This is a genomic window from Allobosea rubneri (genome assembly GCF_032464875.1).
Taxonomy (GTDB): domain Bacteria; phylum Pseudomonadota; class Alphaproteobacteria; order Rhizobiales; family Beijerinckiaceae; genus Allobosea; species Allobosea rubneri.
Genome location: NZ_JAWDID010000025.1, coordinates 25,942 through 47,758, shown reverse-complemented (window position 1 = coordinate 47,758; position 21,817 = coordinate 25,942). Strand labels below are relative to the sequence as shown.

The following is a 21,817-nucleotide window of genomic DNA, read 5'->3' as shown; positions in this document are numbered from 1 at the left end:
TAAGGAGAGGGGTAGGGGTGAGGTGTTCGGGAGAGAAAACGCTCGCCGCAACGCAGCCGCGGTCAGCGCTCACGCAACTGGTCTTGCCGCCAACACCTCACCCTGCCCTCTCCTTACAGGAGAGGGTTCCCCGAGCTCGGCTCGGCAGCGTCGAGCGTTCATCCCAGCGCCGCGGCCGTCGCCTTCGCGCCCTTCTGGAACAGGCTGCCGAGATGCCCCGCCACGGCCTGCGTAAAGCGCTGCTCGCGCGGCAGGTCGTCGCCGAAGATCGCGCCGATGCCGAACAGGGCCGTGCTCAGCGCAGCGGCGTCACGGCCGGCGGCCTTGGCGCGCGTCGCGAACTCGGCGGCGAGGGGATCGCGCACGTCGATCGCGGCGCCCTTCTCGTCGGTGCCGGTGACATAGGACATCCAGGCGGCGACGCCGAGCGCGAGATGGTCGATCGGGGCGCCGGCCTTCAGCCGCTCGCGGATGGTGCCGAGCAGGCGCTGCGGCAGCTTCTGCGAGCCGTCCATGGCGATCTGCCAGGTGCGGTGGCGGATCGCAGGGTTCTGGAAGCGGGCGAGCAGATCGCGGGCATAGATCTTGAGATCGACGCCCTGCGGCGCCGGGACAGTCGGGATGATCTCGCCCCAGAGCCCCTGCAGGAAGTGCGCGAAGACCGGATCGCGGCTGGCATCGGCGACCGTCTCATGCCCGGCGAGGTAACCGAGATAGGCAAGGCTCGAATGCGCGCCGTTGAGCATGCGCAGCTTCATGAACTCGAAGGGCGCGACCTCCGAGACCATCTGCGCGCCGACCGCGTCCCAGCGCGGCCTTCCAGCGGCGAAGACGTCCTCGATCGCCCATTGCCGGAAGGGCTCGCCGATCACCGGTGCGGCATCGTCCAGGCCGAGCAGGCTCGCGACCTCGGCGATGTCGGCCTCGGTGGTCGCCGGGACGATCCGGTCGACCATGGTCGAGGGGAAGGCGCCGTTGGCCTCGATCCAGGCGGCGAGCTTGTCGTCGCGCAGCGCGGCGAAATCGCGGACGAGGCCGGCCAGCACATGGCCGTTGGACGGGAGGTTGTCGCAGCAGAGCGCGGTGAAGGGGCCGAGGCCCGCGGCCTTGCGGGCTGCGAGGCCGGCGACGATCAGGCCGATGGCCGAGCGCGGCGCGGCGGGATTGGCGAGATCGTGGACGATGTCGGGATGGTCGGCCTTGAGCCTGCCGGTCGCCGGGTCGTGGCAATAGCCCTTCTCGGTGACGGTGAGCGAGACGATCCTGGTCTCCGGCGCGGCGAGCTTCGCGACCAGTGCCTGCGGGTTCTCGGGCGCGACCAGGACGTCGAGCACCGAGCCGATGACGCGCAGTTCCGGCCCGGCGGGCGCGCGTTTCAGGAAGGTGTAGAGCCCGTCCTGCGGCTTCAGCCGGTCGCGCTGGTCGGGCCTTTGCAGGCTGGCGCCGGTGATGCCCCAGGCGCCGAAATCCTTCTCCAGCGCGTCGTCGGTGAACTCGCAGAGATGGGCGCGGGCGAAGGCGCCGAGCCCGAGATGGACGATGCCGGGCTCGAGCTTGCTGCGGTCATAGCCCGGCCTCCTGACGGCAGCAGGAAGGGAAGCGAGCGTGGCGGAGGACAGACGGGTCAATGGAACAGCCTCGGCAGCCAGAGGGAGATGCCGGGCACATAGGTCACCAGCAGGAGCACGGCAACCGATGCGCCGTAGAAGGGCCAGATCGTGCGCATGGATTCGCCGATCGAGATGCGGCCGATGGCACAGGCGACGAACTGCACCGAACCGACCGGCGGGGTGTTCAGCCCGATGCCGGCGTTGAGGATCAGGATCACGCCGAAATGGATCGGGTCGACGCCGAAGGCCTTGACCACCGGCAGGAAGATCGGCGTGCAGATGATGATCATCGGCGCCATGTCCATGAAGGTGCCGAGCACCAGCAGGATGATGTTGATCATCAGCAGGATGGTGAGCGGGTTGTCGGAGACTGCCTTCATCGCCGCGATCGTTGCCTGCGGGACCTGGAGAAAGGCCATCAGCCAGCCGAAGGCGCCTGCCGTGCCGATCACCAGCAGCACCATGGCGGTCGTGCGAACCGCGCCGAGCGTCGCCTCGACGAAGGCCGTCCAGGTCAATTGGCGGTAGACCAGGATGGTGACGAGGACGGCGTAGACCACGGCGACGCAGGAGGATTCGGTCGCGGTGAAAACGCCGGAGCGGACGCCGCCGAAGATGATGAAGATCAGCAGGATGCCGGGCGTGGCGACGACGACATAGCGACCGACGGCGGCGAAGCCGGGAAAGGCCTCGCGGGGGTAGCCGCGCTTCACCGCGACCGCCCAGGCCGCAACCATCAGTGCGCCGCAGAGCAGCAGACCGGGGACGATGCCGGCGGTGAACAGATCGGCGATCGAGAGATTGCCGCCGGCCGACAGCGAATAGATGATCATGTTGTGGGAGGGCGGGATCAGGAGCGCGATGATCGCCGCGTTCGCCGTGACGTTGACGGCGTAGTCGGCGTCGTAGCCGCGCTTCTTCATCTGCGGGATCATCAGGCCACCGACGGCCGAGGCGTCGGCGACGGCCGAGCCGGAGATGCCGCCGAAAAGCGTGCAGGTCACGACATTGACCTGGCCGAGGCCGCCGCGCAGATGGCCGACCAGGCTCGCTGCCATCTGGATCAGCCGTTCGGCGATGCCGCCGCGGATCATCAGGTCGCCGGCATAGATGAAGAACGGGATCGCCATCATGGCGAAGGCGTTCATGCCGGAATTCATCTGCTGGAAGACGACGACCGGCGGCAGGCCCATATAGGCGACGGTAGCGACCGAGGCGATGCCGAGGCAAAAGGCGACGGGCACGCCGATGAGGAGCAGCAGCGAAAAGGTGCCGAACAGGATCCAGAGTTCCATCGCTCAGACTTCCTGCTCGGAGCCGAAATGGCCGAAGCCGAGTGGAGCCTGCGTCAGGCCTGTCACGAAAATCAGCATCTTCTCGAGTGCGAACAGGGCGATCAGCGCGCCGCCGGCGGCAATCGGGACATAGTCCCAGCCGCGCGAGATGCCGATGATCGGCATGCGGTCGCTCCAGGTGCCGATGGCGAGCTGCGTGCCATAGACCAGCATGGCGAGGCCAAAGGCGCAGACCAGGCCCTCGCCGATCAGGATCAGCGCCGTGCGCAGCGGCGGCGGCGACATGACGAGCCCGACCTCGAAGCCGAGATGGTCGCTCTCGCGCACCCCGACCGCGGCGCCGAGCAGGATGAACCAGGACATCAGGAAGAGCGAGCCGGCCTCGACCCAGATCGGCGTGTCGTTGAGGACGTAGCGGCCGAACACCCCCCAGGCGACCATGATGGTCATCAGGACGAGGCCGGTTCCGGCGGTGAACAGCGCGTAGAGGCTGAGCTTGGCGCCGAGGCGCGTGAGAGACGCTGTGAAGGCGTGCATGGGATGTCCGAGAATGGGTGCCGGTCGTTCAGGCTCGGCCCTCATCCTGAGGAGCCGCGAAGCGGCGTCTCGAAGGATGGCTCCAGCGATCCCCGGATCATCCTAGCGGGGCGCGATCTGCGATCGCTCCTGAGGATGAGGGCCTGCTCGATAAAAGAACGGGGCAGCCCGGAGGCTGCCCCGCCATTCAGCTCACTTCACCGCCTGGATCGCGGTGACCATTTCCTTGAGCTTCGGGTCGGTGACGAACTTGTCGTAGACCGGCTTCATCGCGTCGATGAAGGGCTGCTTCTCGACCGCGTTGATCTGGGCACCGCCGGCCTTGACCTTGGCTTCCGAAGCCTTCTCGCGGGCGTCCCAGAGCTCGCGCATCTTGGCGACGGATTCCTTGGCGGCCGTCTTGATCAGCGCCTGGTCGGCGGCGTTGAACTTGTCGAAGGAGCGCTTCGACATCACCAGCACTTCCGGCGAGAGCGAGTGCTCGGTCTGCGAGTAGAACTTCGAGACCTCGAAGTGCCGGGTCGATTCATAGGACGGCCAGTTGTTCTCGGCGCCGTCGATGACGCCGGTCTGGAGCGCCGAATAGACCTCGCCGAAGGGCATCGGCGTCGCATTGGCGCCGAGCGCCGAGACGAGGGCGACGAACATGTCCGACTGCTGGACGCGGATCTTCATGCCCTTCATGTCGGCGGGCGTGTTGATCGCCTTCTTGGAGTTGTAGAAGGAGCGCGAGCCGGAATCGTAGAAGGCGAGGCCGATCAGGTCGTGCTTCTCGAAGTCCTTCAGCAGGTTGTCGCCGATCGGACCGTCCATGACCTTCCGCATGTGGTCGACCGAGCGGAAGATGAAGGGCAGCGACGGCACGTTCGTCGCCGGGATCAGATTGTTGAACGGCGCCATGTTGATGCGGTTCATGTCGATGACGCCGAAGCGCGTCTGGTCGATCGTGTCCTTCTCCTGGCCGAGCTGGGCCGAGTGGAAGACGTTGATCTTGATGCGGCCCTGGGTGCGCTCGTCGAGCAGCTTGCCCATGTGGCGGACGGCCTCGACCGTCGGATAATCTGTCGGATGGATGTCGGTGGAGCGTAGGGTGACGTTCTGCGCCTGCGCCGACAGGCTGAAGCTGGTGATGAAGGCCGCGCCCGCAAGCGCGGCGAAATGCCGTCTCGTGATCATGTTGAAGTCCCTCCCGTTGAAGTCCGCCGGATTTTCCGGTCGTTTTTGCCCGTGATGGGCGCCCTGCCGGCAGAGGCCGGCGCGGCGATGTCTAGAGAAATTCCTCCCGCATCGGCGTGAAGGAATCGACGAGCTGCCCGGCCTCGACGGCGACGACGCCATGGACGAGGTTTGCCGGCACGAAGAAGCTGTCGCCGGCGGAAAGCCGGCTGGACTTTCCATCGATGGTGACGTCGAAGACGCCGCTCTCGACGAAGCAGGCCTGGCGGTGCGGGTGCTGATGCGGCTTGCCGACCGCGCCCTTCTCGAAGGCGACGCGCACCACCATCAGATCGGGCCCATAGCCCATGATCTTGCGCTTGACGCCGGGATCGGTCGCCTGCCAGGCGATGTCCGCATCATGCTGGAAGAAGGAGTTGAGACGGTCGGTCATCGCGCGAGCCAGCCTCCGTCGACAGGAAGGATCGCGCCGTGGACATAGCAAGCGGCGTCGCTCGCCAGGAACACCGCCGCGCCGCCGATATCCGAGGGCCTGCCCCAGCGCCCGGCCGGAATCCGGCCGAGGATCGCGGCGTTGCGCTCGGGATCGGCACGCAGAGCTTCGGTGTTGTTGCTCTCGACATAGCCGGGGGCGATCGCATTCACATTGATGCCCTTGGCCGCCCATTCGCAGGCGAGCAGCCGGGTCAGGCCGGCCAGCCCGCTCTTGCTCGCCGTGTAGGAGGCGACGCGGATGCCGCCCTGGAAGGAGAGCAGCGAGGCGATGTTGACGATCCGCCCGGTGCGGCCGGCTGCGAGCGCTGCCTTGGCGAAGGCCTGGGCCAGGAAGAAATTGGCCTTGAGGTTGAGGTTCATCACCTCGTCCCAGTCGCTCTCGCTGAAGTCGAGCGCGTCCGCCCGGCGGATGATGCCGGCATTGTTGACGAGGATGTCGAGCGGGCCGGCGAGGGCCTGAGCCTCGTCGATGACGCGGGCGGCGATGCCGTTCTGCTGGAGATCGACCTGGAGCGGCAGGCAGGTTCCGCCGGCCTCGACGATCAGCTTCTGCGTTTCGGCCATGCTCGAGCGGCCGGCGGCGACCACGGTCGCGCCGGCTTCTGCCAGCGCCAGGGCGATGCCCTGGCCGATGCCGGTATTGGCGCCGGTGACCAGCGCCCGACGGCCTTCCAGCGAGAAGGGCGAGCGCGTCACCATCAGCGCAGGGTCTCCACCGGGGCGGCGTCCATGTCGGTGAACTCGACATTGTCGCCGGCCATGGCCCAGACGAACGAGTAGTTCGAGGTGCCGCAGCCGCAATGGATCGACCAGTTCGGCGAGATGATCGCCTGCTCGTTGGCGACGAGGAGGTGCCGGGTCTGCTGCGGCTCGCCCATGAAGTGGAAGACGCGGTGGGCCGGGTCGAGGTTGAAGTAGAGATAGGCCTCCATCCGCCGGGTATGGGTGTGGCAGGGCATGGAGTTCCAGACCGAGCCCGGCTCCAGCGCCGTCATGCCCATCACCAGCTGGTTGGTGCCGGTGGTGTTCGGCATGATGTATTGCCGGATAGTGCGCTTGTTGGAGGTCTCGGCCGAGCCGAGATGGATGGTGTTGGCGTCTTCCTTGCGGATGAGCTGGTGCTTCGCCTCGCGATGCGCCGGGGCGCTGGTGAGGTAGAACTTCGCCGGGTTCGCCGGATCGGCGCTGGCGAAGGAGATCTCCTTCGCGCCGAGCCCGACATAGAGCGCATCGAGGCTGGGCAGCTCGAAGCGCTCGCCATCGACGGTGACCGACCCCGCGCCGCCGAGATTGATCACGCCGAGCTCGCGGCGCGCCAGGAAGAAGGGCGTGCCGGTCGGCGGGAACGGATCGAGAGTCAGGGGCTTGGCCGCCGGCGTCGCGCCGCCGACGATCATGCGGTCATAATGGCTGTAGGTCAGCGCGACCTCGCCAGGCACGAAGATGCGCTCGATCAGGAAGTCCTGGCGCAGCGTCTCGGTGTCGTAGCCGCGCACATCACGGGGATGGGCGGCCTGGCGTTCGTCGATGGTCTTGGTAGCGCTGGTCACAGCCGGTAGGCCTCCTTGGCCAGGCGATAGGCGAGATCGTGGGCGACTTCGGCAGCCTCGTCCTCGTCGAGACGGTGCTCGGCGACGAGCTTGGCGAGGTAGTGACAGTCCATCCGGCGGGCGACGTCGTGGCGCGCGGGGATCGAGAGATAGGCGCGCGTGTCGTCGTTGAAGCCGACGGTGTTGTAGAAGCCGGCGGTCTCGGTGGTGAGCTCGCGGAAGCGCAGCATCGCCTCGGGGGCATCGAGGAACCACCAGCCCGGTCCGAGCTTCAGCGCTGGATAATGGCCGGCGAGCGGGGCGAGCTCGCGCGAATAGCTGGTCTCGTCGAGGGTGAAGGCGATGACGGTGAGGCCGCGCTCGTTACCGACCGCGTCGAGCAGCGGCTTCAGCGCCGAGACATAGTCCATGCCGCGCGGGATGTCGCAGCCCATGTCGCGGCCGAAATGCTCGAACAGATGCGGGTTGTGGTTGCGGTAGGAGCCGGGATGGATCTGCAGGACGAGCCCGTCATCGAGGCTCATCTTGGCCATTTCGGTCAGCATCTGGCCGCGGAAGAGGTCGGCATCCTCGGCCGAGAACTTGCCCTTCAGGATCTTGGCGAAGAGCTTCTCGCATTCGGCCTGGGTGAGGTTGGCGGTGCGGGCCGTGGCATGGCCATGGTCGGAGGAGGTCGCCCCGCGCGCGATGAAATAGGCGCGGCGCTTGCGATGGGCCTCGAGATAGCCGTTCCAGCTCACGGTATCCTCGCCGGTCAGCTCGCCGAACTGCTCGAGATTGCCCTTGAAGCCCTCGAATTCGGGATCGACGACGCTGTCGGGCCGATAGGCGGTGACGACCTTGCCGCCCCAGCCGGAGTCCCGGATCATGTCGTGCCATTTCAGCGGGTCGAGCGCGCCTTCGGTGGTCGAGATCGCCTCGATCTTGAAGCGCTCGAACAGGGCGCGCGGGCGGAACTCGTCCTGCTCCAGCTGCTCGGCGATGCGGTCATAGATCTTGTCGGCATTCTCGGCGCTGAGCCGCTCGCGGATGCCGAAGATCGTGTTGGCGGCGTGCTCGAACCAGAGCCTGGTCGGCGTGCCCCTGAACAGGTGCCAGTTGCTGGCGAAGAGCTTCCAGATCTTGCGCGGATCGCTCTCGACCTCGCCGCCATCCTTGCGGGCGATGCCGAGCTCTTCGAGCTTGATGCCCTGGGAATAGAGCATGCGGAAAATGTAGTGGTCGGGCTTGACGAACAGCGTCGCCGGATCGGGAAACGGCTTGTCCTCGGCGAACCAGCGCGGGTCGGTATGGCCATGCGGCGAGATGATCGGCAGGTCGCGAACGCCGGCATAGAGGCGGCGCGCAATGCCGCGCGTCACCGGTTCGGCGGGCAGAAGACGATCGTCGTGCAGCAGCATTGCTGGCGTTTCCTCTTATGGCCGTGACCATAGGCACGGCGCTGTGTCGTGGTCAATATACTAATATACTAGTACGTCAAACGGAGTCGTGTTAGTCGATGTCAACGACAGGCGTCGACTCGCGTCATGTCCTATTCGGGAGGCGACAATCATGGCCGGGGCGAGGCGATGTCGGAAGCCGTGAGCAGCCGCGAGACCGGTGCGGGTCGCCGCGAGCGGCGGCCGCAGCGCATGGCCGCCGTTCCCGGGGGGCGTGCGACCGCCGCCGCGATGGTGCAGGACGAACTTCGGCGCGAGATCCTCGACATGGAGCTGCGGCCGGGTGCGCCGCTCTCGGAGAAGGAGTTGACCGCCCGCTTCGGGATGAGCCGCACGCCGGTGCGCGAGGCGCTGATCCGGCTGAAGGAAGAAGGCCTCGTCGAAATCTTCCCGCAGGCCGGTACCTTCGTCGCGCGCATCCCGGTCGGTGCGATTCCCGAAGCGGTGTTCATCCGGCAGGCGCTGGAATGCGCCACGGTCGAATTGCTGGCCGAGCGGGCGAGCGCCGAGGACGTCGCCCGGCTCGACGCGACGATCGCGCGCCAGCACGAAGCTTTCGACGCCGGTGATCAGGAGAGCTTTCACCGTGCCGACGAGGCTTTCCACGAGGCGCTGGCGCAGGGCGCCGGCTATCCCGGCGTCTGGAAACTCGCCCAGGCTGCCAAGAGCCAGATCGACCGCTGCCGTCGCATGACCCTGCCGGTGCCCGGGCGCATGGAAATGGTGATCCGCGAGCATCTCGCCATCGTCGACGAGGTCCGGCGTCATGACACGCAGGCCGCGATCGCGGCGATGCGCCAGCATCTCGGAACGCTCCTGCCCGATCTCGTCCATCTGCAGGCCAGCAATCCGGATTATTTCGTCTAGAAGCCTCCGCGAGCCCTCATCCTGAGGAGCCGCGAAAGCGGCGTCTCGAAGGATGCTCCAGATGCCCCCGGCGCCTTATGTACCATCCTTCGAGACGCGGCCTTGCGGCCGCTCCTCAGGATGAGGGCTGATAGGTAACCCCGCTCTTGCCTCCCGCTTCGTTCCCGCGCCATCTTGCGCCGCCAAATCAGGGAGGCGGACGATGACGACGCGGCGCGATCTTCTGGCGGGGGCGGGTGTCGCCGCGCTCGCCACCCAGTTTCCGCTGCGGGCCTACGCGCAGGCGAAGGACAGCGTCGTGATCGGCATGACGCTGGAGCCGCCGACGCTCGATCCCACCTCCGGCGCGGCGCAGGCGATCCGCGAGGTCGTACTGCAGAACATCTTCGAGGGGCTGGTCGCGATGGACCGCACCGGCAAGATCGTGCCGGCGCTGGCCGAAAGCTGGACGGTTTCGCCTGACGGCCTGACCTATACCTTCAAGCTGCGCGGCAATGCCCGCTTCCATGACGGCACGCCCTTCTCGGCGCATGACGTCAAGTTCTCCTTCGAGCGCGCCGTCGCGCCCGACTCGACCAACGCCCAGCGCTGGATCTTCACGCCGATCGCCGCAATCGAGGCGCAAGATCCGGTGACGGTCGTGATCAGGCTGAAGCAGCCGACGGCGAATTTCGTCTACGGCCTCGCCTGGGGCGACGCGATCATCGTCTCGCCGGCGACCGCGGCGGACAACAAGACGAAGCCGGTCGGCACAGGACCGTTCAAATTCGCGCGCTGGAACCGCGGCGACCGGCTCGAATTCGAGCGCAATGCCGACTACTGGGGCCCGAAGCCGGCGCTGGCCAAGGCCGTGTTCCGCTTCATCGGCGATCCGCAGGCCCAGGTCGCGGCGCTTCGCGCCGGCGACATCGACGCCTTCACCAATCTCTCGGCGCCGGAGGCGATCCCGCAGCTCAAGGCCGATCCGAAGCTCAAGGTCACGCTCGGCAAGACCGAGGGCGAGACCATCCTCGCCATCAACAACGCCAAGGCGCCGTTCAGCGATGTCCGTGTCCGCCAGGCGATTGCGCATGTGCTGGACCGCAAGACCATCGCGCTCGGCGTCTACGGCTTCGATCTCGACTATATCGGCAGCCATTTCTCGCCGCTGCACCCGGCCTATGTCGACCTGACCGGCACCTACCCGGTCGATATCGCCAAGGCGAAGAGCCTGCTCGCGGCGGCGGGCTTCCCGAACGGCTTCTCCTGCACGCTGCGCCTGCCGCCCCCGGCCTATGCAAGGCGTGGCGGCGAGATCATCGCGGCCTTGCTGGCGCAGATCGGCATCAACGCCGCAATCGAGCCACTGGAATTCCCGCAATGGCTGGAGCGCGTGTTCCGGGGCCGGGATTTCGACCTCACGGTGATCGCCCATACCGAGCCGCTCGACATCGGCAACTACGCCCGCGACGACTACTACTTCCAGTACAGGAACCCCGAGTTCAAGGCGCTGATGGCCAGGATCGACACGACGCTCGACGAGGCCGAGCGCAACAAGCTCTATGGCGAGGCGCAGCGCATGCTGGCGCGCGATGCGGTCAACGGCTTCCTCTTCATCCTGCCGAAGCTGACGGTGACCAAGGCTGATCTGGAGGGCATGTGGACGGACTGGCCGCTGCCGCTGACGCCGCTGGCGGAGGTGCGTTGGCGCTGAACTCCTTGGCGCCCCGAGATGTCAGCCCTCATCCTGAGGAGCCATTCCGAACGGAATGGCGTCTCGAAGGATGCTTCAGGGTGCTCCGGAGCCTGCTGGAGCATCCTTCGAGACGCCGCTGCGCGGCTCCTCAGGATGAGGGCTGAGGGAATGTCGACTGGGAACGCCCTGTGACCGCCTATCTCCTGCGCCGGCTGCTCGCCCTGGCGGCGACGCTGCTCGGCGCTGCGCTGGTGATCTTCCTCGTGCTCGAAATCCTGCCGGGGGATCCGGCGGCGGTGACGCTCGGCCTCAACGCTGCGCCCGAAGCGCTGGCGGCGCTGCGCATGGAAATGGGCCTCGCCCGGCCGGCTCCGCTGCGTTTCCTCACCTGGATCGGCGGGCTCCTGACCGGCGATCTCGGCCTCAGCTACACCTATCGCGTGCCGGTGACGCAATTGATCGGCGAACGTATGGTGGTGACGCTGCCGCTCGCCGCGATGGCGATCGTGCTCGCAATGGCGATCGGTATTCCGCTCGGCGCTGTCGCGGCGGCGCATCACAATCGGCCGGGCGATGCGGCGGTGATGGTCTTCGCGCAGGCGGGCCTCGCGATTCCGAACTTCTGGTTCGGGCTCCTGCTGGTGCTGGTCTTTGCGGTCGGTGCCGGCTGGCTCCCGGCCGGCGGCTTCCCCGGCTGGAGCGCCGGGCTCGTGCCCGCCTTCAAGGCGCTGCTGCTGCCGGCGATCGCGCTCGCCTTGCCGCAGGCGGCGATCCTGGCGCGCGTCACCCGGGCGGCGATGCTGGAGACGATGCAGGAGGATTATGTCCGGACCGCCCGGGCCAAGGGGGTGAGCCGGCGCCGGACCATGCTGCGCCATGTGCTGCGCAATGCGCTGATCCCGGTCGTCACCATTCTGGGCTTGCAGTTCTCGGTGCTGATTGCCGGCGCGATCATCATCGAGAACGTCTTCGCCCTGCCGGGACTCGGGCGGCTGGTCTTCCAGTCGATCGCCCAGCACGACCTGATCGTCGTCAAGGACCTCGTCATGCTGTTCTGCACGCTGGTCGTGCTGGTCAATTTCCTGGTCGAGCTGCTCTACGGCGTCATCGATCCGCGCCTGCGGCAGGCGGATTGACGCGATGGCGCAGCTTTCAATGCCAGCCGAGACCGATGCGGGCGGCGCCAGCCGGGACGAAGGGGCGCGGCTCGATATCGGGCAGCTCTACCGGCACGATGCGGACCGCCTCGACGATATCCTCGGCGAAATCCGGATCGACGCGCAGTGCCGACAGAGGGCGCGGCTCGGGAACGGCAAGCCCGTCCTCGACCATCGCGGCGAGATGCCGGGACAGCGCGCGGCTGCCGCGGCGCACGGCTTCGTCGAGGCTGTCGGCGGAGCAGATGCAGCCCGGAAAATCCGGGAAGCTGATGCCGAAAACGCCGGCCGACTGGTGAATGAGCGCGATGACGCGCGGCATAGCCTGAACCTCCTCTCGAACGGACGAATGCTCAGCCCATTGGCTTGCCCGACCATAGCCCAGTTCGCCCGGCCGAGGGGGCGCAACTGCGGCAGGAGCCGTGCGACATGAGGCCGCCGCCGCTCGTTGTTGCGGGGCGTCCGCGGCGCTGGTGGGCCAGCCCATCCTTCCTTGTTGGTCTCGCCCTCGCCGGGCTCGTCGTCGCCGCGGCGCTGATTTCTTACGTCTGGACGCCCTATGATCCCAAGCAGATGGCGATCCTCAAGCGTCTGCGGCCGCCTTCGGCCGAGCACTGGTTCGGCACCGACCAGTTCGGCCGCGACATCTTCTCGATGATCATGGTCGGCGCGCGCAATTCGCTGGCGGTGGGGCTTGGTGCAGTGGGGCTCGGCCTGACCGTCGGCAGTGCGCTCGGCCTGCTCGCGGCGATGCGACGCGACGGGCTGCTCGACAATCTGATCATGCGCATGGCCGATTTCAGCCATGCCTTCCCGGCCGTGCTCTCGGCGATCATGATCAGTGCCGTCTGGGGGCCGGGCATGATGAACGCGGTGATCGCCATCGCGATCTACAGCCTGCCTTACTTCGCCCGGCTGGCGCGGGGAGCGGCGCTGCAATGCTGGGCGTTGGACTATGTGCTGGCGGCACGCGCTGCCGGGCTGAGGGAGATCACCATCACCCGGCTGCACATCCTGCCGAACATTGCGGGGGTGCTGGTGGTGCAGGCGACGATCCAGTTCGCGCTCGCCATTCTCGCCGAGGCCGGCCTGTCCTATCTCGGGCTCGGCACGCAGCCGCCGAACCCGTCCTGGGGGCGCATGCTCAACGAGGCGCAGACCTTCATGGCGGCGCAGCCCTGGCTCGCTATCTTCCCGGGCATGGCGATCGCGCTTTCGGTGCTGGCCTTCAATTTGCTCGGCGACGGCCTGCGCGACGCGGTCGACCCGCGCACGCGGCGCTCGCGGGATTAAGTTCGGACATGCTTGCGGAGGCTTTCCCATGATCGAGTTCGCCGAACTCAGTGCCGTCGACATGCTGAAAGCCTTCCGCTCGCGCGAGCTCTCGCCGGTCGAGGTCACCGAGGCGGTGATCGCGCGGATCGCGCAATGGGAGCCGTCGCTGAAGGCGCTCTACGCCTATGATCCCGACGGCGCGCGCTCTGCCGCGAAGGCGAGCGAGGCGCGCTGGCGCCGGGGCGAGGCACTGGCGCTCGACGGCGTGCCCTGCACGATCAAGGAGAACATCGCGACGAAGGGCACGGCGGTGCCGCTCGGCACGGCGGCGATGGAGCTTGCCCCCGCCGCAGCCGACGCGCCGCCGGCCCAGCGCCTGCGCGAGGCGGGCTGCGTCATTCTCGGCAAGACCACCATGCCGGACTACGGCATGCTCTCCTCGGGCCTGTCGAGCTTCCACGAACTCGCCCGCAACCCGTTCGACCTGTCGAAGAATCCGGGCGGTTCCTCGGCCGGAGCGGGCGCAGCGGGGGCCGCTGGCTACGGGCCCCTGCATGTCGGCACCGACATTGGCGGCTCGATCCGCCTGCCGGCCGGCTGGTGCGGGCTCGTCGGGCTGAAGCCGAGCTTCGGCCGCGTGCCGATCGACCCGACCTATTACGGCCGCGTCGCCGGGCCGATGACGCGCACCGTCGCCGACGCCGCGCTGATGATGCGCGAACTCTCCAAGCCGGATGAGCGCGACCCGATGAGCTTGCCGCCGCAGGAGATCGCCTGGCTCGACCTCGAGCGAGAGCCGCGCGGGCTAAAGGTCGGGCTCCAGCTGGAGGCGGGCATCGGCCTGCCGGTCGATCCGGAGGTGAGGGCGGCGATCGTTCGGGCGGCCGAGGCGTTTCGCCGGGCGGGAGCGATCGTCGAGATCGCGCCGCCGTTCCTGACGCAGGACATGCTCGACGGGCTCGACGATTTCTGGCGCCAGCGCGCCTGGGCCGAGATCGGGGCACTGCCGAAGGAGAGGCAGGACAAGGTGTTGCCCTATATCTACGCCTGGGCCGAGCGTGGCCGTTCGCTCACCGGCGCGCAGGTGCATCGCGGCATGAGCCAGATGCTGGCGATCCGCCATGCGGCGTTGAAGGCCGCCGCGCCCTTCGACTACGTGCTTTCGCCGGTCTCGCCGGTGCCGAGCTTTGCCGCCGAGCTGGCGTCGCCGATCCATGATCCCGAGCGGCCCTTCGAGCATATCGTCTTCACCGTCGCCGCCAACATGTCGGACCAGCCTTCGGTCTCGGTGCATGCCGGCATGACAGCATCAGGCCTGCCGATCGGCCTGCAGATCACCGGAAAGCGCTTCGACGATCTCGGCGTGCTGCAGATGGCGCGGGCCTGGGAGCAGCTGCGCGGACAGGGGCCGGAATGGCCGCGGGCTCCATCCCATTGAGCGAAGCCGGAACCCAGCCCTCATCCTGAGGAGCGCTCCGCAGGAGCGCGTCTCGAAGGATGCTTCAGGCGGTTCCGGCGCGGGCTGGAGCATCCTTCGAGACGCAGCCTTTTGGCTGCTCCTCAGGATGAGGGCTGCGGGGACGCGTGCCTCAGGCCTTCTTCGCTTTCTTCCCGGCCGTGTTCAGCGCCGCGGCTGCGCGGATCAGCGCAGCCAGCGCTGCCTCGTCGATCGCATCGCCCTCATGGATGTCGATGGCGCGGCGGGTGTTGCCGTCGAGGCTGGAATTGAACAGGCCTGTGGGATCGGGGAGCGAGGCGCCCTTGGCGAAGGTCAGTTTCACTGCGCTCTTATAGGTCTCGCCGGTGCAGAGGATGCCGGCATGCTCCCAGACCGGGACGCCGCGCCATTTCCAGGTCTCGACCACGTCGGGGGCGGCCTGCCGGATGATGGCGCGGACTTTTGCGAGTGCCGTGCCGCGCCAGTCGGTCAGTTCCGCGATCCTGGCATCGATCAGCGCGGAGGCGGAGGTTTCGGCTGCCTCGCCGGGCTTGTCCTCTGCCTGCTTCATCGGGCCGATCTCCTCGTCGCGCTTCACATCTTCTCGCCCGGCAGGGCGGCGGCCTGCTGCACCCAGGCGGTGAACTGCGCCTCGTCGAAGGCATCGTCCTCGTGGATGTCGAGATAACGCACCGCCTTCTGCTTGGACGGGCCGGGCGGCAGCGGGTCGAGCGAGGCGCCGCGGAAGAAGGACACCTTCACATAGCTCGTGAAGCAGTGCAGGCCGAGGAACCAATAATCGTCCTCGAGCCCGTAGAGCGGCGAATTCCACTTCACCGCCTTCCTGACGCCGGGGACGGCGGCGCTGATCAGCGCGTCGAGGCGAGTGCCGAGAGGGCTCTTCCAGCCCGGCATGGCGGCGATGTAGGCCTGGATCGGCGCCTCGCCATAGCCCTTGGGGATCTGCGGATTGCCGCCCGAGAGTAGCACGGGCTGCCCGCTCGCGCCGGCCTTCGGCCTCGGCGCCGCCTTCTTTGCCGCTTTCGGCGTTGCCTTGGGCATTTCGACCATGGTCCGGCTCCTAGCTGCCGATCCGTCGCCCGCTGCTCCGGCGGGCGGCATAGGGCAGCACGAACATGTAGAGGCCGGAGAACATCAGCAGGAAAAGCGGCAGCAAAGGGGAATAGACGATCCAGACCGGCGGCTCGCCCAACGCCATGGCGAGGAAACTGGCGATGACTGTCGCGGTGAAGATGATCGACAGCCAGCGATGGCCCTGCCGGATGATGCCATTCAAGGTCATGATTGCATCCTTACGATCATGAGAGCGGGCGTGCTCACTCGGCCCGCGCCAGCAGCTCTTCCAGCTTGCCGAAGAATTCCTGCCAGCCGGCCCGGGCGCCGCCGAAGGCCTGCTTCTGCTCGGGCCGGAAACCGGCCTGCTCCATGCGCAGCAGCGTGCCCTTGGGGGTTGGGGTGAGGGTAAAGGTCACCACGCTCTTCATGTCGAAGGCGGGGTCGTCATGGGCGAAGTCCCATGTGTAGGACAACGTCCGATTCGGCTCGATGGCGAGCACTTCGCAATCGAGCACGCCGCCCCAGTCGCCATGCAGCTTGAAGCGGTGGCCGAGGTTCGGCACGAAGTCGTTTCGCATCAGCCATTCCGCGATCAGGTGCGGCTGCGTCAGGGCGCGCCAGAGCTTTTCCGGCGGATGGGCGATCTCGCGCTCGACGATCACCGAGCGTGTCTGCGGGGCGGTGGTGCTCACTGGTCCATCCTGTCGAGCAAATTTTCCAGGTCGTCGAAGCGCGCCTCCCAGAAACCGGCCATCTGGCTGGCCCAGTCGATCAGGGGGCTGAGGGCTCCGAGCTGGGGGCTGTAATGGGTCTGGCGGCCCTGATGGCGGTCGCGCACCAGCCCGGCCTGCTTGAGCACGCCAAGATGCTTGGAGACGGCCGGCTGCGAGATCCCGGCCTGAACCGTCAGAGCGCCGACGGTCTGCTCCCCGTCGCGGCACAGGCGTTCGAAGATCGCCCGCCGGGTGGGGTCGGCGAGCGTCCTGAACAGCATATCGTGAGCAACTGGCGTCATGATCGATAACTCATCGGCTATGGATTTATTCATAACAATCGAGATATGAATTGGTCAAGCGCCCGCGTTCGGTGTGCAGGGCGGAGGCGCGTCGCAGGCGCTGGACCGCATCGCGACGGTCCAGCAGGATGCGCCGGAATACGCAGGGGCGGCGGCGATGCCGGCGCTGAGCTGCGATCCGCCTTTGGGGAACGTCACCATGGATCTGAAGCTGAGCGGCAAGCGCGCTCTCGTCACCGGGGGCAGCAAGGGGATCGGCCGTGCGATCGCACGGCAACTGGCGCTGGAGGGCGTCGACGTCGTCATCGCCGCGCGCAACCAGGCTGAGCTCGACGCCGCCGCGGCCGAGCTGGCTCGGGAGAGTGGGCGCAAGGTCGTCGGGCTCGCCGTCGACACGCAGCTCGATGCCTCGGTGAGGGCGCTCGTCGCCGGCACGGTCGCCGCGCTCGGCGGGCTCGACATCCTGGTCAATGCCGCGGCGCGGCCGGCGAGCCAGGCGGCGCCGCCCAAGCTCGCCGAGATCACCGACGCGCTGTTCTGGGACGACGTCAACGTCAAGGTGATGGGCTATCTGCGCACGGCCCGCGAGGCGGCGCCGATCATGGCCGCCAATGGCTGGGGCAGGATCATCAATATCAGCGGCCTCAATGCGCGGATGGCGGGCTCAGCCATCGGCTCGATCCGCAACGTCGCCGTCTCGGCCCTGACCAAGAACCTCGCCGACGAGCTCGGGCCGAAAGGTATCAACGTCACCGTCGTGCATCCCGGCGTGACGCGTACCGAGAAGACGGCCGATATGTTCGCGAAGCGCGCCGCCGATGCCGGCGTCGACCCGGCCGAGATGGAGCGCCGTGCGGTCGCCAATGTCTCGATCGGCCGCCTGGTCGACGCGGCGGAGATCGCCGATCTCGTCGCCTTCCTGGCCTCGCCGCGCAGCGTCGCGATCAATGGCGACGCCATCGCCGCCGGCGGCGGCGCGAAGGGAGCGATCCATTACTGAGCGGCGCGGTCACGCGCCGGATGAGTTCCCACAGTCCTCATCCTGAGGAGCGCTCGTCGGAGCGCGTCTCGAAGGATGCTCCAGCTGCCTCTGGAGCCTCCTGAAGCATCCTTCGAGACGCAGCCTTTGGCTGCTCCTCAGGATGAGGGCTGAGGAAGCCGGGACGCCTCACATAATCAGAACAGCGCGGTCGGCGCGAGCTCGGCCAGCACCATCAGCGCGAAGCCGAGCAGGCCGAGGCCGCCACCGGTCCAGGCCAGCACGCCGACGCCGGTGATGATCGCGGCCGAGGCGATCACGATAGCGATCTGCAGCAGGCCGGAGACGATGTCGTATTTGTCGTCGCGGGCGCTGGAGATGTCGCGGCGCGCTTCCGCCGCCTTGGCCCGGGCGATCAGCTCCTTGCGGCCTTCCTGGGTCTCCGGTTCGGTATCATAGCGGGCGATCGTCGCCTTCCAGCCGTCGATGCGTTTCTGCAGCCGCTCGCGGGTGGCCGGATCATCGGCTCCGGCGAGCTCGACCTCCATCGCCTCGGCGGCGGTGCGCAAGGTGGTACCGCGAATGGTCTTGGCCTGGAAGAAGGACCAGAGGTTCGAGGCCTCGATGTTCCTGGCGAGCGCATCCTGCTCGGCATTCTTGCCGCCGATCTCGGCGAAGGCCAGCATCAGCGCGAGGATGGCGATCAGCAGGGCGATGCGCTTGTTGACCTTGCTCCCGGTCGCGCCTTCTTCGGTGACGTCTTGTGCTGTTGCAGACATGGACCTGATTCCCTCGGGATCGCGCAGCGCAGATCATCCGGTTGCAGGCCGGAAGCAAGCGGGATTTCCGTAAGGGCAGGCGTTATCAACGGGCCCGGGGATGGGCGGCGTCATAGGCGGCGAGCAGCCGGCTGGAATCGATGCGGGTGTAGACCTGCGTCGTCGACAGCGAGGCGTGGCCGAGCAGCTCCTGGATGGCGCGCAGATCGCCGCCGCGGCCGAGCAGGTGCGTGGCGAAGGAGTGGCGCAGCGCATGCGGCGTCGCGCTGCCGGGCAGTCCGAGCGAGCCGCGCAAGCCCTCGACCGCGAGCTGGATGATGCGCGGCGAGAGCGAACCGCCCTTGACGCCGACGAAGAGCGGCCCGTCCGGCTCGAGCCGCCAGGGGCATTGCGCGAGATAGGCGGCGATCGCCTCGACCACGACCGGCAGCACCGGCACCATCCTGGTCTTGCCGCCCTTGCCGAGCACGGTGAGGGCATCGCCGGTGCTCGCCGGGGCCTGGGCGCGCTTCAGGCCGAGCGCCTCGGAAATGCGCAGGCCGCTGCCATAGAGCAGCGAGAGCACGGCGGAGTCGCGCGCCAGAACCCAGTCGGGCCGGTCCTCGCCGGCGCGGGAATCCGCCTTGGTCACGGCGGCGGCGGCCCTGGCATCGAGCGGGCGCGGCAGGCCCTTGCCGAGGCGCGGGCCGCGTGTCGCGGCGAAGGCGGCGGCGGTGAGCCTCCCGTCGCGCTCGCCGAAGCGGGCAAGCGAACGCAGGGCGGCGAGCTGGCGCATCAGGGTGCGGTTGCCGGCACCGTCGCGGCGGCGCTGGCCGAGAAAAGCGCGCAGGTCGGCGGGCTTCAGCGCCGCGACGGCCTTGAGATTGGGCGGCGCGCCGAGATGCTCGGTCAGGAAGGCGCGGAACTGGTTGAGATCGCGGCCATAGGCCTCGAGCGTCTTCGGCGAAAGCCGGCGCTCATGCCCGAGATGGGCGAGCCAGTCGCGTTGCAGGGTGTCGAAATCGCTCATCGCCTCTGTTCACATTTCGCTGTCATCCCGGGTGACCGAAGGGAGACCCGGGATCCATGCCGGAACGGTTCAGGCATGGCTCCCGGATCGGCGCCGCTGCGCGGCTTGTCCGGGACGACAAAACCCGACCTGTCACTCCGCTCGATGATGCCGGCGGAGCCTTAACAAGCGCTGTGCGTCAGTGCCGCTCGGACCTTGCGGTCGTCCTCATAACCGGGAGCGATGGCCGCCATCGTGTTTGCCGGCATTCCCGCGGCCTGCGACCGCTGCTATGAGCCAGAGCGGAGATTGTTCAGGGGTGACCATTTTGAACGCGATCGACAGCCACGGCCTGAGCTTTCCCTTTCCCGAACCGCCGGCTCCGGGGCAGGTGATCGAGGTCGCGCCCGGCGTGCTCTGGGCCCGCATCGCGCTGCCTTTCCGGCTCGACCACGTCAACATCTACCTGATCGAGGACGGCGATGGCTGGGCGGTGATCGACACCGGCATCGGCGATGCGGCGACCAAGGCCGCCTGGCTCGCCTTGACCTCCGGCCCGCTCGCCGGGCGCCGGCTGACGCGGCTCTTCGTGACGCATTACCATCCCGACCATATCGGCCTTGCCGGCTGGCTCCATGAGCAGTTCGGCACGCCGCTTCTGACCAGTCAGACCAGCTATCTCGGCTGCCTCAACATCTCGCTCAGCCCGGGGGCCTCGGAGGCGCCGGTCTATCGCGATTTCTATCAGCGCCACGGCCTGTCAGTTGAGGTCACCGAAGTCGTCTCGACGCTCGGCCATGGCTATCTGCGCATGGTGACGCCGCTGCCGCCGACCTTCACGCGGGTCGTCGCCGGCGACGTGCTGAGGATCGGCGGGCGCGACTTTTCCGTGCTTGCGGGCGACGGCCATGCGCCGGAGCAATTGATGTTCCATTGCGCCGAGGCCGGCATCTTTCTCGCCGCCGACCAGGTGCTGGCCAAGATCACCCCGAACATCAGCGTCTGGGCGGTCGATCCGGAGGGCGATCCGCTCGGGCTCTATCTGCGTTCGCTGCGCAGCATCGCCGCGGCGATCCCGCCGGAGACGCTGGTCCTGCCGGGGCATCAATTGCCATTCCGCGGCCTGCAGGCGCGCTGCGCCGAACTCGCCGAGCATCATGGCGAGCGCTGCCGGCTGATCGCCGAGGCGGTCGCCAAGGGGCCGCATTCGGTCGCCGAACTGGTGCCGGTGATGTTCACTCGCCCGCTCGATCCGCATCAGCTCAGCTTCGCCTTCAGCGAGGTCTTCGCGCATGTGAATGCGATGCTGCGGCTGGGCGAACTGCGCTGGGCGGAGCCGAAGGCCGGCATCATGCGGGTCGAACCCGGGCGCTGAGCCGCCTGCCCGGCATTTCGCGCAAACCGTTAAGCATGATGGCCAAAGTCTGGCCGCTGACGGTTGGTCACTACGCGGAATTAGGATTCTCCCGCCATCAATGCACGCCAATGGAGGCGTGATTTCGGTGGGTACTGACGCTGTTGGACCGTCGGAGGCGCGGAATGCCGCGAAAACGACGGGAAAAGACAGAGCCATGGCGATTCCGGCGATCATCCGGGCGATGCGACCGCATCACTGGCTCAAGAACGGACTCGTCTTCGTCCCGATCCTGCTCAATCACGACGTTTTCGACCCTCACGCCTTCGCCTATGGCGCGATCGCCTTCCTCTCGTTCTCGCTGCTGGCCTCGTCGATCTACCTTCTGAACGACATCGTCGATGTCGAGGCCGACCGGCGCCACCCGACCAAGTGCAAGCGGCCGCTGGCCGCCGGCGAGATCACCAAGGCGCAGGCCTATGCCATGGTGCCGGGCCTGATGATCGTCGCCTTCGGGCTTGCCTGGTTCCTGCCGCGCCCGGACCTCTATCTCGCTGCGCTCGGCGCCTATCTCGTCCTGGCGCTGGCCTATCTCTTCTTCCTCAAGCGCAAGCTGCTCGTCGACGTGCTCGGCCTCGCCGCGCTGCACACGCTGCGCATCCTCGCCGGCAATGCCGCGGCGGATATCCCGCTCTCATCCTGGCTGCTCGCCTTCTCCATGTTCCTGTTCCTCAGCCTCGCTTTGGTGAAGCGCTATGCGGAACTGCGCATCACCCAGGACCAGTCCGGGCTGAAGAAGGCCGGGCGCGGCTATCATGCCGAGGATATCGAGGCGCTCTCGCAGCTCGGCATGGCCTCGGGCTGCACCTGCGCGCTGATCATGGCGCTCTATGTCGACAGCGCCGCGGTCAAGGAGCTTTACCGCTATCCGCAACTGATCTGGCTGGTCTGCCCGATCGTACTCTACCAGATGGCGCGGATCTGGTTCCTGGCGCGTCGCGGCCAGATGCCGGACGATCCGCTGGTGTTCATGATCCGCGACTGGCGCAGCCAGCTGATGGGCGCCGTCGTCGTCGTCATCATGGTTTCCGCCTCGGTCCTTCCGTGAATG

24 protein-coding genes are annotated in these 21,817 nt (G+C 67.3%); 8 read left to right on the top strand and 16 right to left on the bottom strand.

All coding sequences use genetic code 11. The features are described 5' to 3' along the window. Positions 1-158: 158 nt before the first annotated feature. From RKE40_RS16780 to uxaC, 8 genes are all read right to left on the bottom strand, one after another. The gene (locus RKE40_RS16780) at positions 159-1,628 is read right to left on the bottom strand and encodes a mannitol dehydrogenase family protein (protein WP_316019373.1); all 1,470 of its coding nucleotides are present in this window, start codon (positions 1,626-1,628) and stop codon (positions 159-161) included. Further along, the gene (locus tag RKE40_RS16775) at positions 1,625-2,905 is read right to left on the bottom strand and encodes a TRAP transporter large permease (protein ID WP_316019372.1); all 1,281 of its coding nucleotides are present in this window, start codon (positions 2,903-2,905) and stop codon (positions 1,625-1,627) included. The genes RKE40_RS16780 and RKE40_RS16775 overlap by 4 nt, the downstream gene beginning before the upstream one ends. Positions 2,906-2,908: 3 nt before the next feature. Beyond that, positions 2,909-3,442 carry a TRAP transporter small permease gene (locus tag RKE40_RS16770; RefSeq protein ID WP_316019371.1) on the bottom strand — a complete coding sequence of 178 codons (534 nt, stop codon included), beginning with the start codon at positions 3,440-3,442 and terminating at the stop codon, positions 2,909-2,911. Positions 3,443-3,634: 192 nt separating this feature from the next. Further along, a complete protein-coding gene (locus tag RKE40_RS16765) occupies positions 3,635-4,618 on the bottom strand; it encodes a TRAP transporter substrate-binding protein (RefSeq protein ID WP_316019370.1) in 984 nt (327 codons plus the stop codon). 91 nt (positions 4,619-4,709) lie between these two features. Further along, the gene (locus RKE40_RS16760; protein WP_316019369.1) at positions 4,710-5,051 is read right to left on the bottom strand and encodes a cupin domain-containing protein; all 342 of its coding nucleotides are present in this window, start codon (positions 5,049-5,051) and stop codon (positions 4,710-4,712) included. Continuing rightward, positions 5,048-5,812, bottom strand: a complete 765-nt coding sequence (gene kduD / locus RKE40_RS16755; protein WP_316019368.1) for a 2-dehydro-3-deoxy-D-gluconate 5-dehydrogenase KduD — start codon at positions 5,810-5,812, stop codon at positions 5,048-5,050. The genes RKE40_RS16760 and kduD overlap by 4 nt, the downstream gene beginning before the upstream one ends. Further along, complete coding sequence (gene kduI / locus RKE40_RS16750) at positions 5,812-6,663, bottom strand: 5-dehydro-4-deoxy-D-glucuronate isomerase (RefSeq protein WP_316019367.1); 852 nt, start codon at positions 6,661-6,663, stop codon at positions 5,812-5,814. The genes kduD and kduI overlap by 1 nt, the downstream gene beginning before the upstream one ends. Then, positions 6,660-8,063, bottom strand: a complete 1,404-nt coding sequence (uxaC, locus tag RKE40_RS16745; RefSeq protein WP_316019366.1) for a glucuronate isomerase — start codon at positions 8,061-8,063, stop codon at positions 6,660-6,662. Before uxaC ends, kduI begins: the two co-directional genes overlap by 4 nt. Before the next feature lie 126 nt (positions 8,064-8,189). On the opposite strand from uxaC, the gene RKE40_RS16740 reads away from it, so the two are divergent. From RKE40_RS16740 to RKE40_RS16730, 3 genes are all read left to right on the top strand, one after another. Continuing rightward, entirely contained in the window at positions 8,190-8,969 is a 780-nt protein-coding gene (locus tag RKE40_RS16740) for a GntR family transcriptional regulator (RefSeq protein WP_316019365.1), read from the top strand. A 202-nt stretch (positions 8,970-9,171) separates the two neighbouring features. Further along, the gene (locus RKE40_RS16735) at positions 9,172-10,662 is read left to right on the top strand and encodes an ABC transporter substrate-binding protein (protein WP_316019364.1); all 1,491 of its coding nucleotides are present in this window, start codon (positions 9,172-9,174) and stop codon (positions 10,660-10,662) included. 170 nt (positions 10,663-10,832) lie between these two features. After that, positions 10,833-11,780: an ABC transporter permease gene (locus tag RKE40_RS16730; protein WP_316019363.1), complete on the top strand. Its 948-nt coding sequence runs from the start codon at positions 10,833-10,835 to the stop codon at positions 11,778-11,780. A 16-nt stretch (positions 11,781-11,796) separates the two neighbouring features. Here the strand turns inward: RKE40_RS16730 and RKE40_RS16725 are convergent, their stop codons facing one another. Further along, positions 11,797-12,123 carry a type II toxin-antitoxin system HicB family antitoxin gene (locus RKE40_RS16725; RefSeq protein WP_316019362.1) on the bottom strand — a complete coding sequence of 109 codons (327 nt, stop codon included), beginning with the start codon at positions 12,121-12,123 and terminating at the stop codon, positions 11,797-11,799. 107 nt (positions 12,124-12,230) lie between these two features. On the opposite strand from RKE40_RS16725, the gene RKE40_RS16720 reads away from it, so the two are divergent. Then, entirely contained in the window at positions 12,231-13,094 is an 864-nt protein-coding gene (locus RKE40_RS16720) for an ABC transporter permease (RefSeq protein WP_316019361.1), read from the top strand. A gap of 28 nt (positions 13,095-13,122) precedes the next feature. Further along, entirely contained in the window at positions 13,123-14,514 is a 1,392-nt protein-coding gene (locus RKE40_RS16715; protein ID WP_316019360.1) for an amidase, read from the top strand. A gap of 151 nt (positions 14,515-14,665) precedes the next feature. On the opposite strand, the gene RKE40_RS16710 is transcribed toward RKE40_RS16715, so the two are convergent. The 5 genes from RKE40_RS16710 to RKE40_RS16690 are packed head-to-tail and all read right to left on the bottom strand — an operon-like array spanning position 14,666 to position 16,606. Further along, complete coding sequence (locus RKE40_RS16710) at positions 14,666-15,085, bottom strand: DUF1801 domain-containing protein (RefSeq protein WP_316019359.1); 420 nt, start codon at positions 15,083-15,085, stop codon at positions 14,666-14,668. Positions 15,086-15,108: 23 nt separating this feature from the next. Then, complete coding sequence (locus RKE40_RS16705) at positions 15,109-15,585, bottom strand: DUF1801 domain-containing protein (protein ID WP_390893406.1); 477 nt, start codon at positions 15,583-15,585, stop codon at positions 15,109-15,111. A 10-nt stretch (positions 15,586-15,595) separates the two neighbouring features. Beyond that, entirely contained in the window at positions 15,596-15,817 is a 222-nt protein-coding gene (locus tag RKE40_RS16700) for a hypothetical protein (protein ID WP_316019358.1), read from the bottom strand. A 34-nt stretch (positions 15,818-15,851) separates the two neighbouring features. Beyond that, positions 15,852-16,283: an SRPBCC family protein gene (locus RKE40_RS16695; RefSeq protein ID WP_316019357.1), complete on the bottom strand. Its 432-nt coding sequence runs from the start codon at positions 16,281-16,283 to the stop codon at positions 15,852-15,854. Continuing rightward, positions 16,280-16,606, bottom strand: a complete 327-nt coding sequence (locus tag RKE40_RS16690; RefSeq protein WP_316019403.1) for an ArsR/SmtB family transcription factor — start codon at positions 16,604-16,606, stop codon at positions 16,280-16,282. Before RKE40_RS16690 ends, RKE40_RS16695 begins: the two co-directional genes overlap by 4 nt. 199 nt (positions 16,607-16,805) lie before the next feature. Between RKE40_RS16690 and RKE40_RS16685 the strand changes: the two genes are divergently transcribed. Continuing rightward, a complete protein-coding gene (locus tag RKE40_RS16685) occupies positions 16,806-17,606 on the top strand; it encodes an SDR family NAD(P)-dependent oxidoreductase (protein ID WP_316019356.1) in 801 nt (266 codons plus the stop codon). A gap of 176 nt (positions 17,607-17,782) precedes the next feature. On the opposite strand, the gene RKE40_RS16680 is transcribed toward RKE40_RS16685, so the two are convergent. Together RKE40_RS16680 and RKE40_RS16675 are read right to left on the bottom strand one after the other, a co-directional pair. Then, positions 17,783-18,364, bottom strand: a complete 582-nt coding sequence (locus RKE40_RS16680) for a DUF4337 family protein (protein ID WP_316019355.1) — start codon at positions 18,362-18,364, stop codon at positions 17,783-17,785. Between the two features lie 85 nt (positions 18,365-18,449). Further along, positions 18,450-19,373 carry a tyrosine recombinase XerC gene (locus RKE40_RS16675; protein ID WP_316019354.1) on the bottom strand — a complete coding sequence of 308 codons (924 nt, stop codon included), beginning with the start codon at positions 19,371-19,373 and terminating at the stop codon, positions 18,450-18,452. 298 nt (positions 19,374-19,671) lie between these two features. On the opposite strand from RKE40_RS16675, the gene RKE40_RS16670 reads away from it, so the two are divergent. Both RKE40_RS16670 and RKE40_RS16665 read left to right on the top strand, forming a co-directional pair. Beyond that, on the top strand, positions 19,672-20,727 hold the full coding sequence (locus RKE40_RS16670) for an MBL fold metallo-hydrolase (protein WP_316019353.1): 1,056 nt from the start codon (positions 19,672-19,674) through the stop codon (positions 20,725-20,727). Then, complete coding sequence (locus tag RKE40_RS16665) at positions 20,651-21,814, top strand: UbiA family prenyltransferase (RefSeq protein ID WP_316019352.1); 1,164 nt, start codon at positions 20,651-20,653, stop codon at positions 21,812-21,814. The genes RKE40_RS16670 and RKE40_RS16665 overlap by 77 nt, the downstream gene beginning before the upstream one ends. Positions 21,815-21,817: the final 3 nt, after the last annotated feature.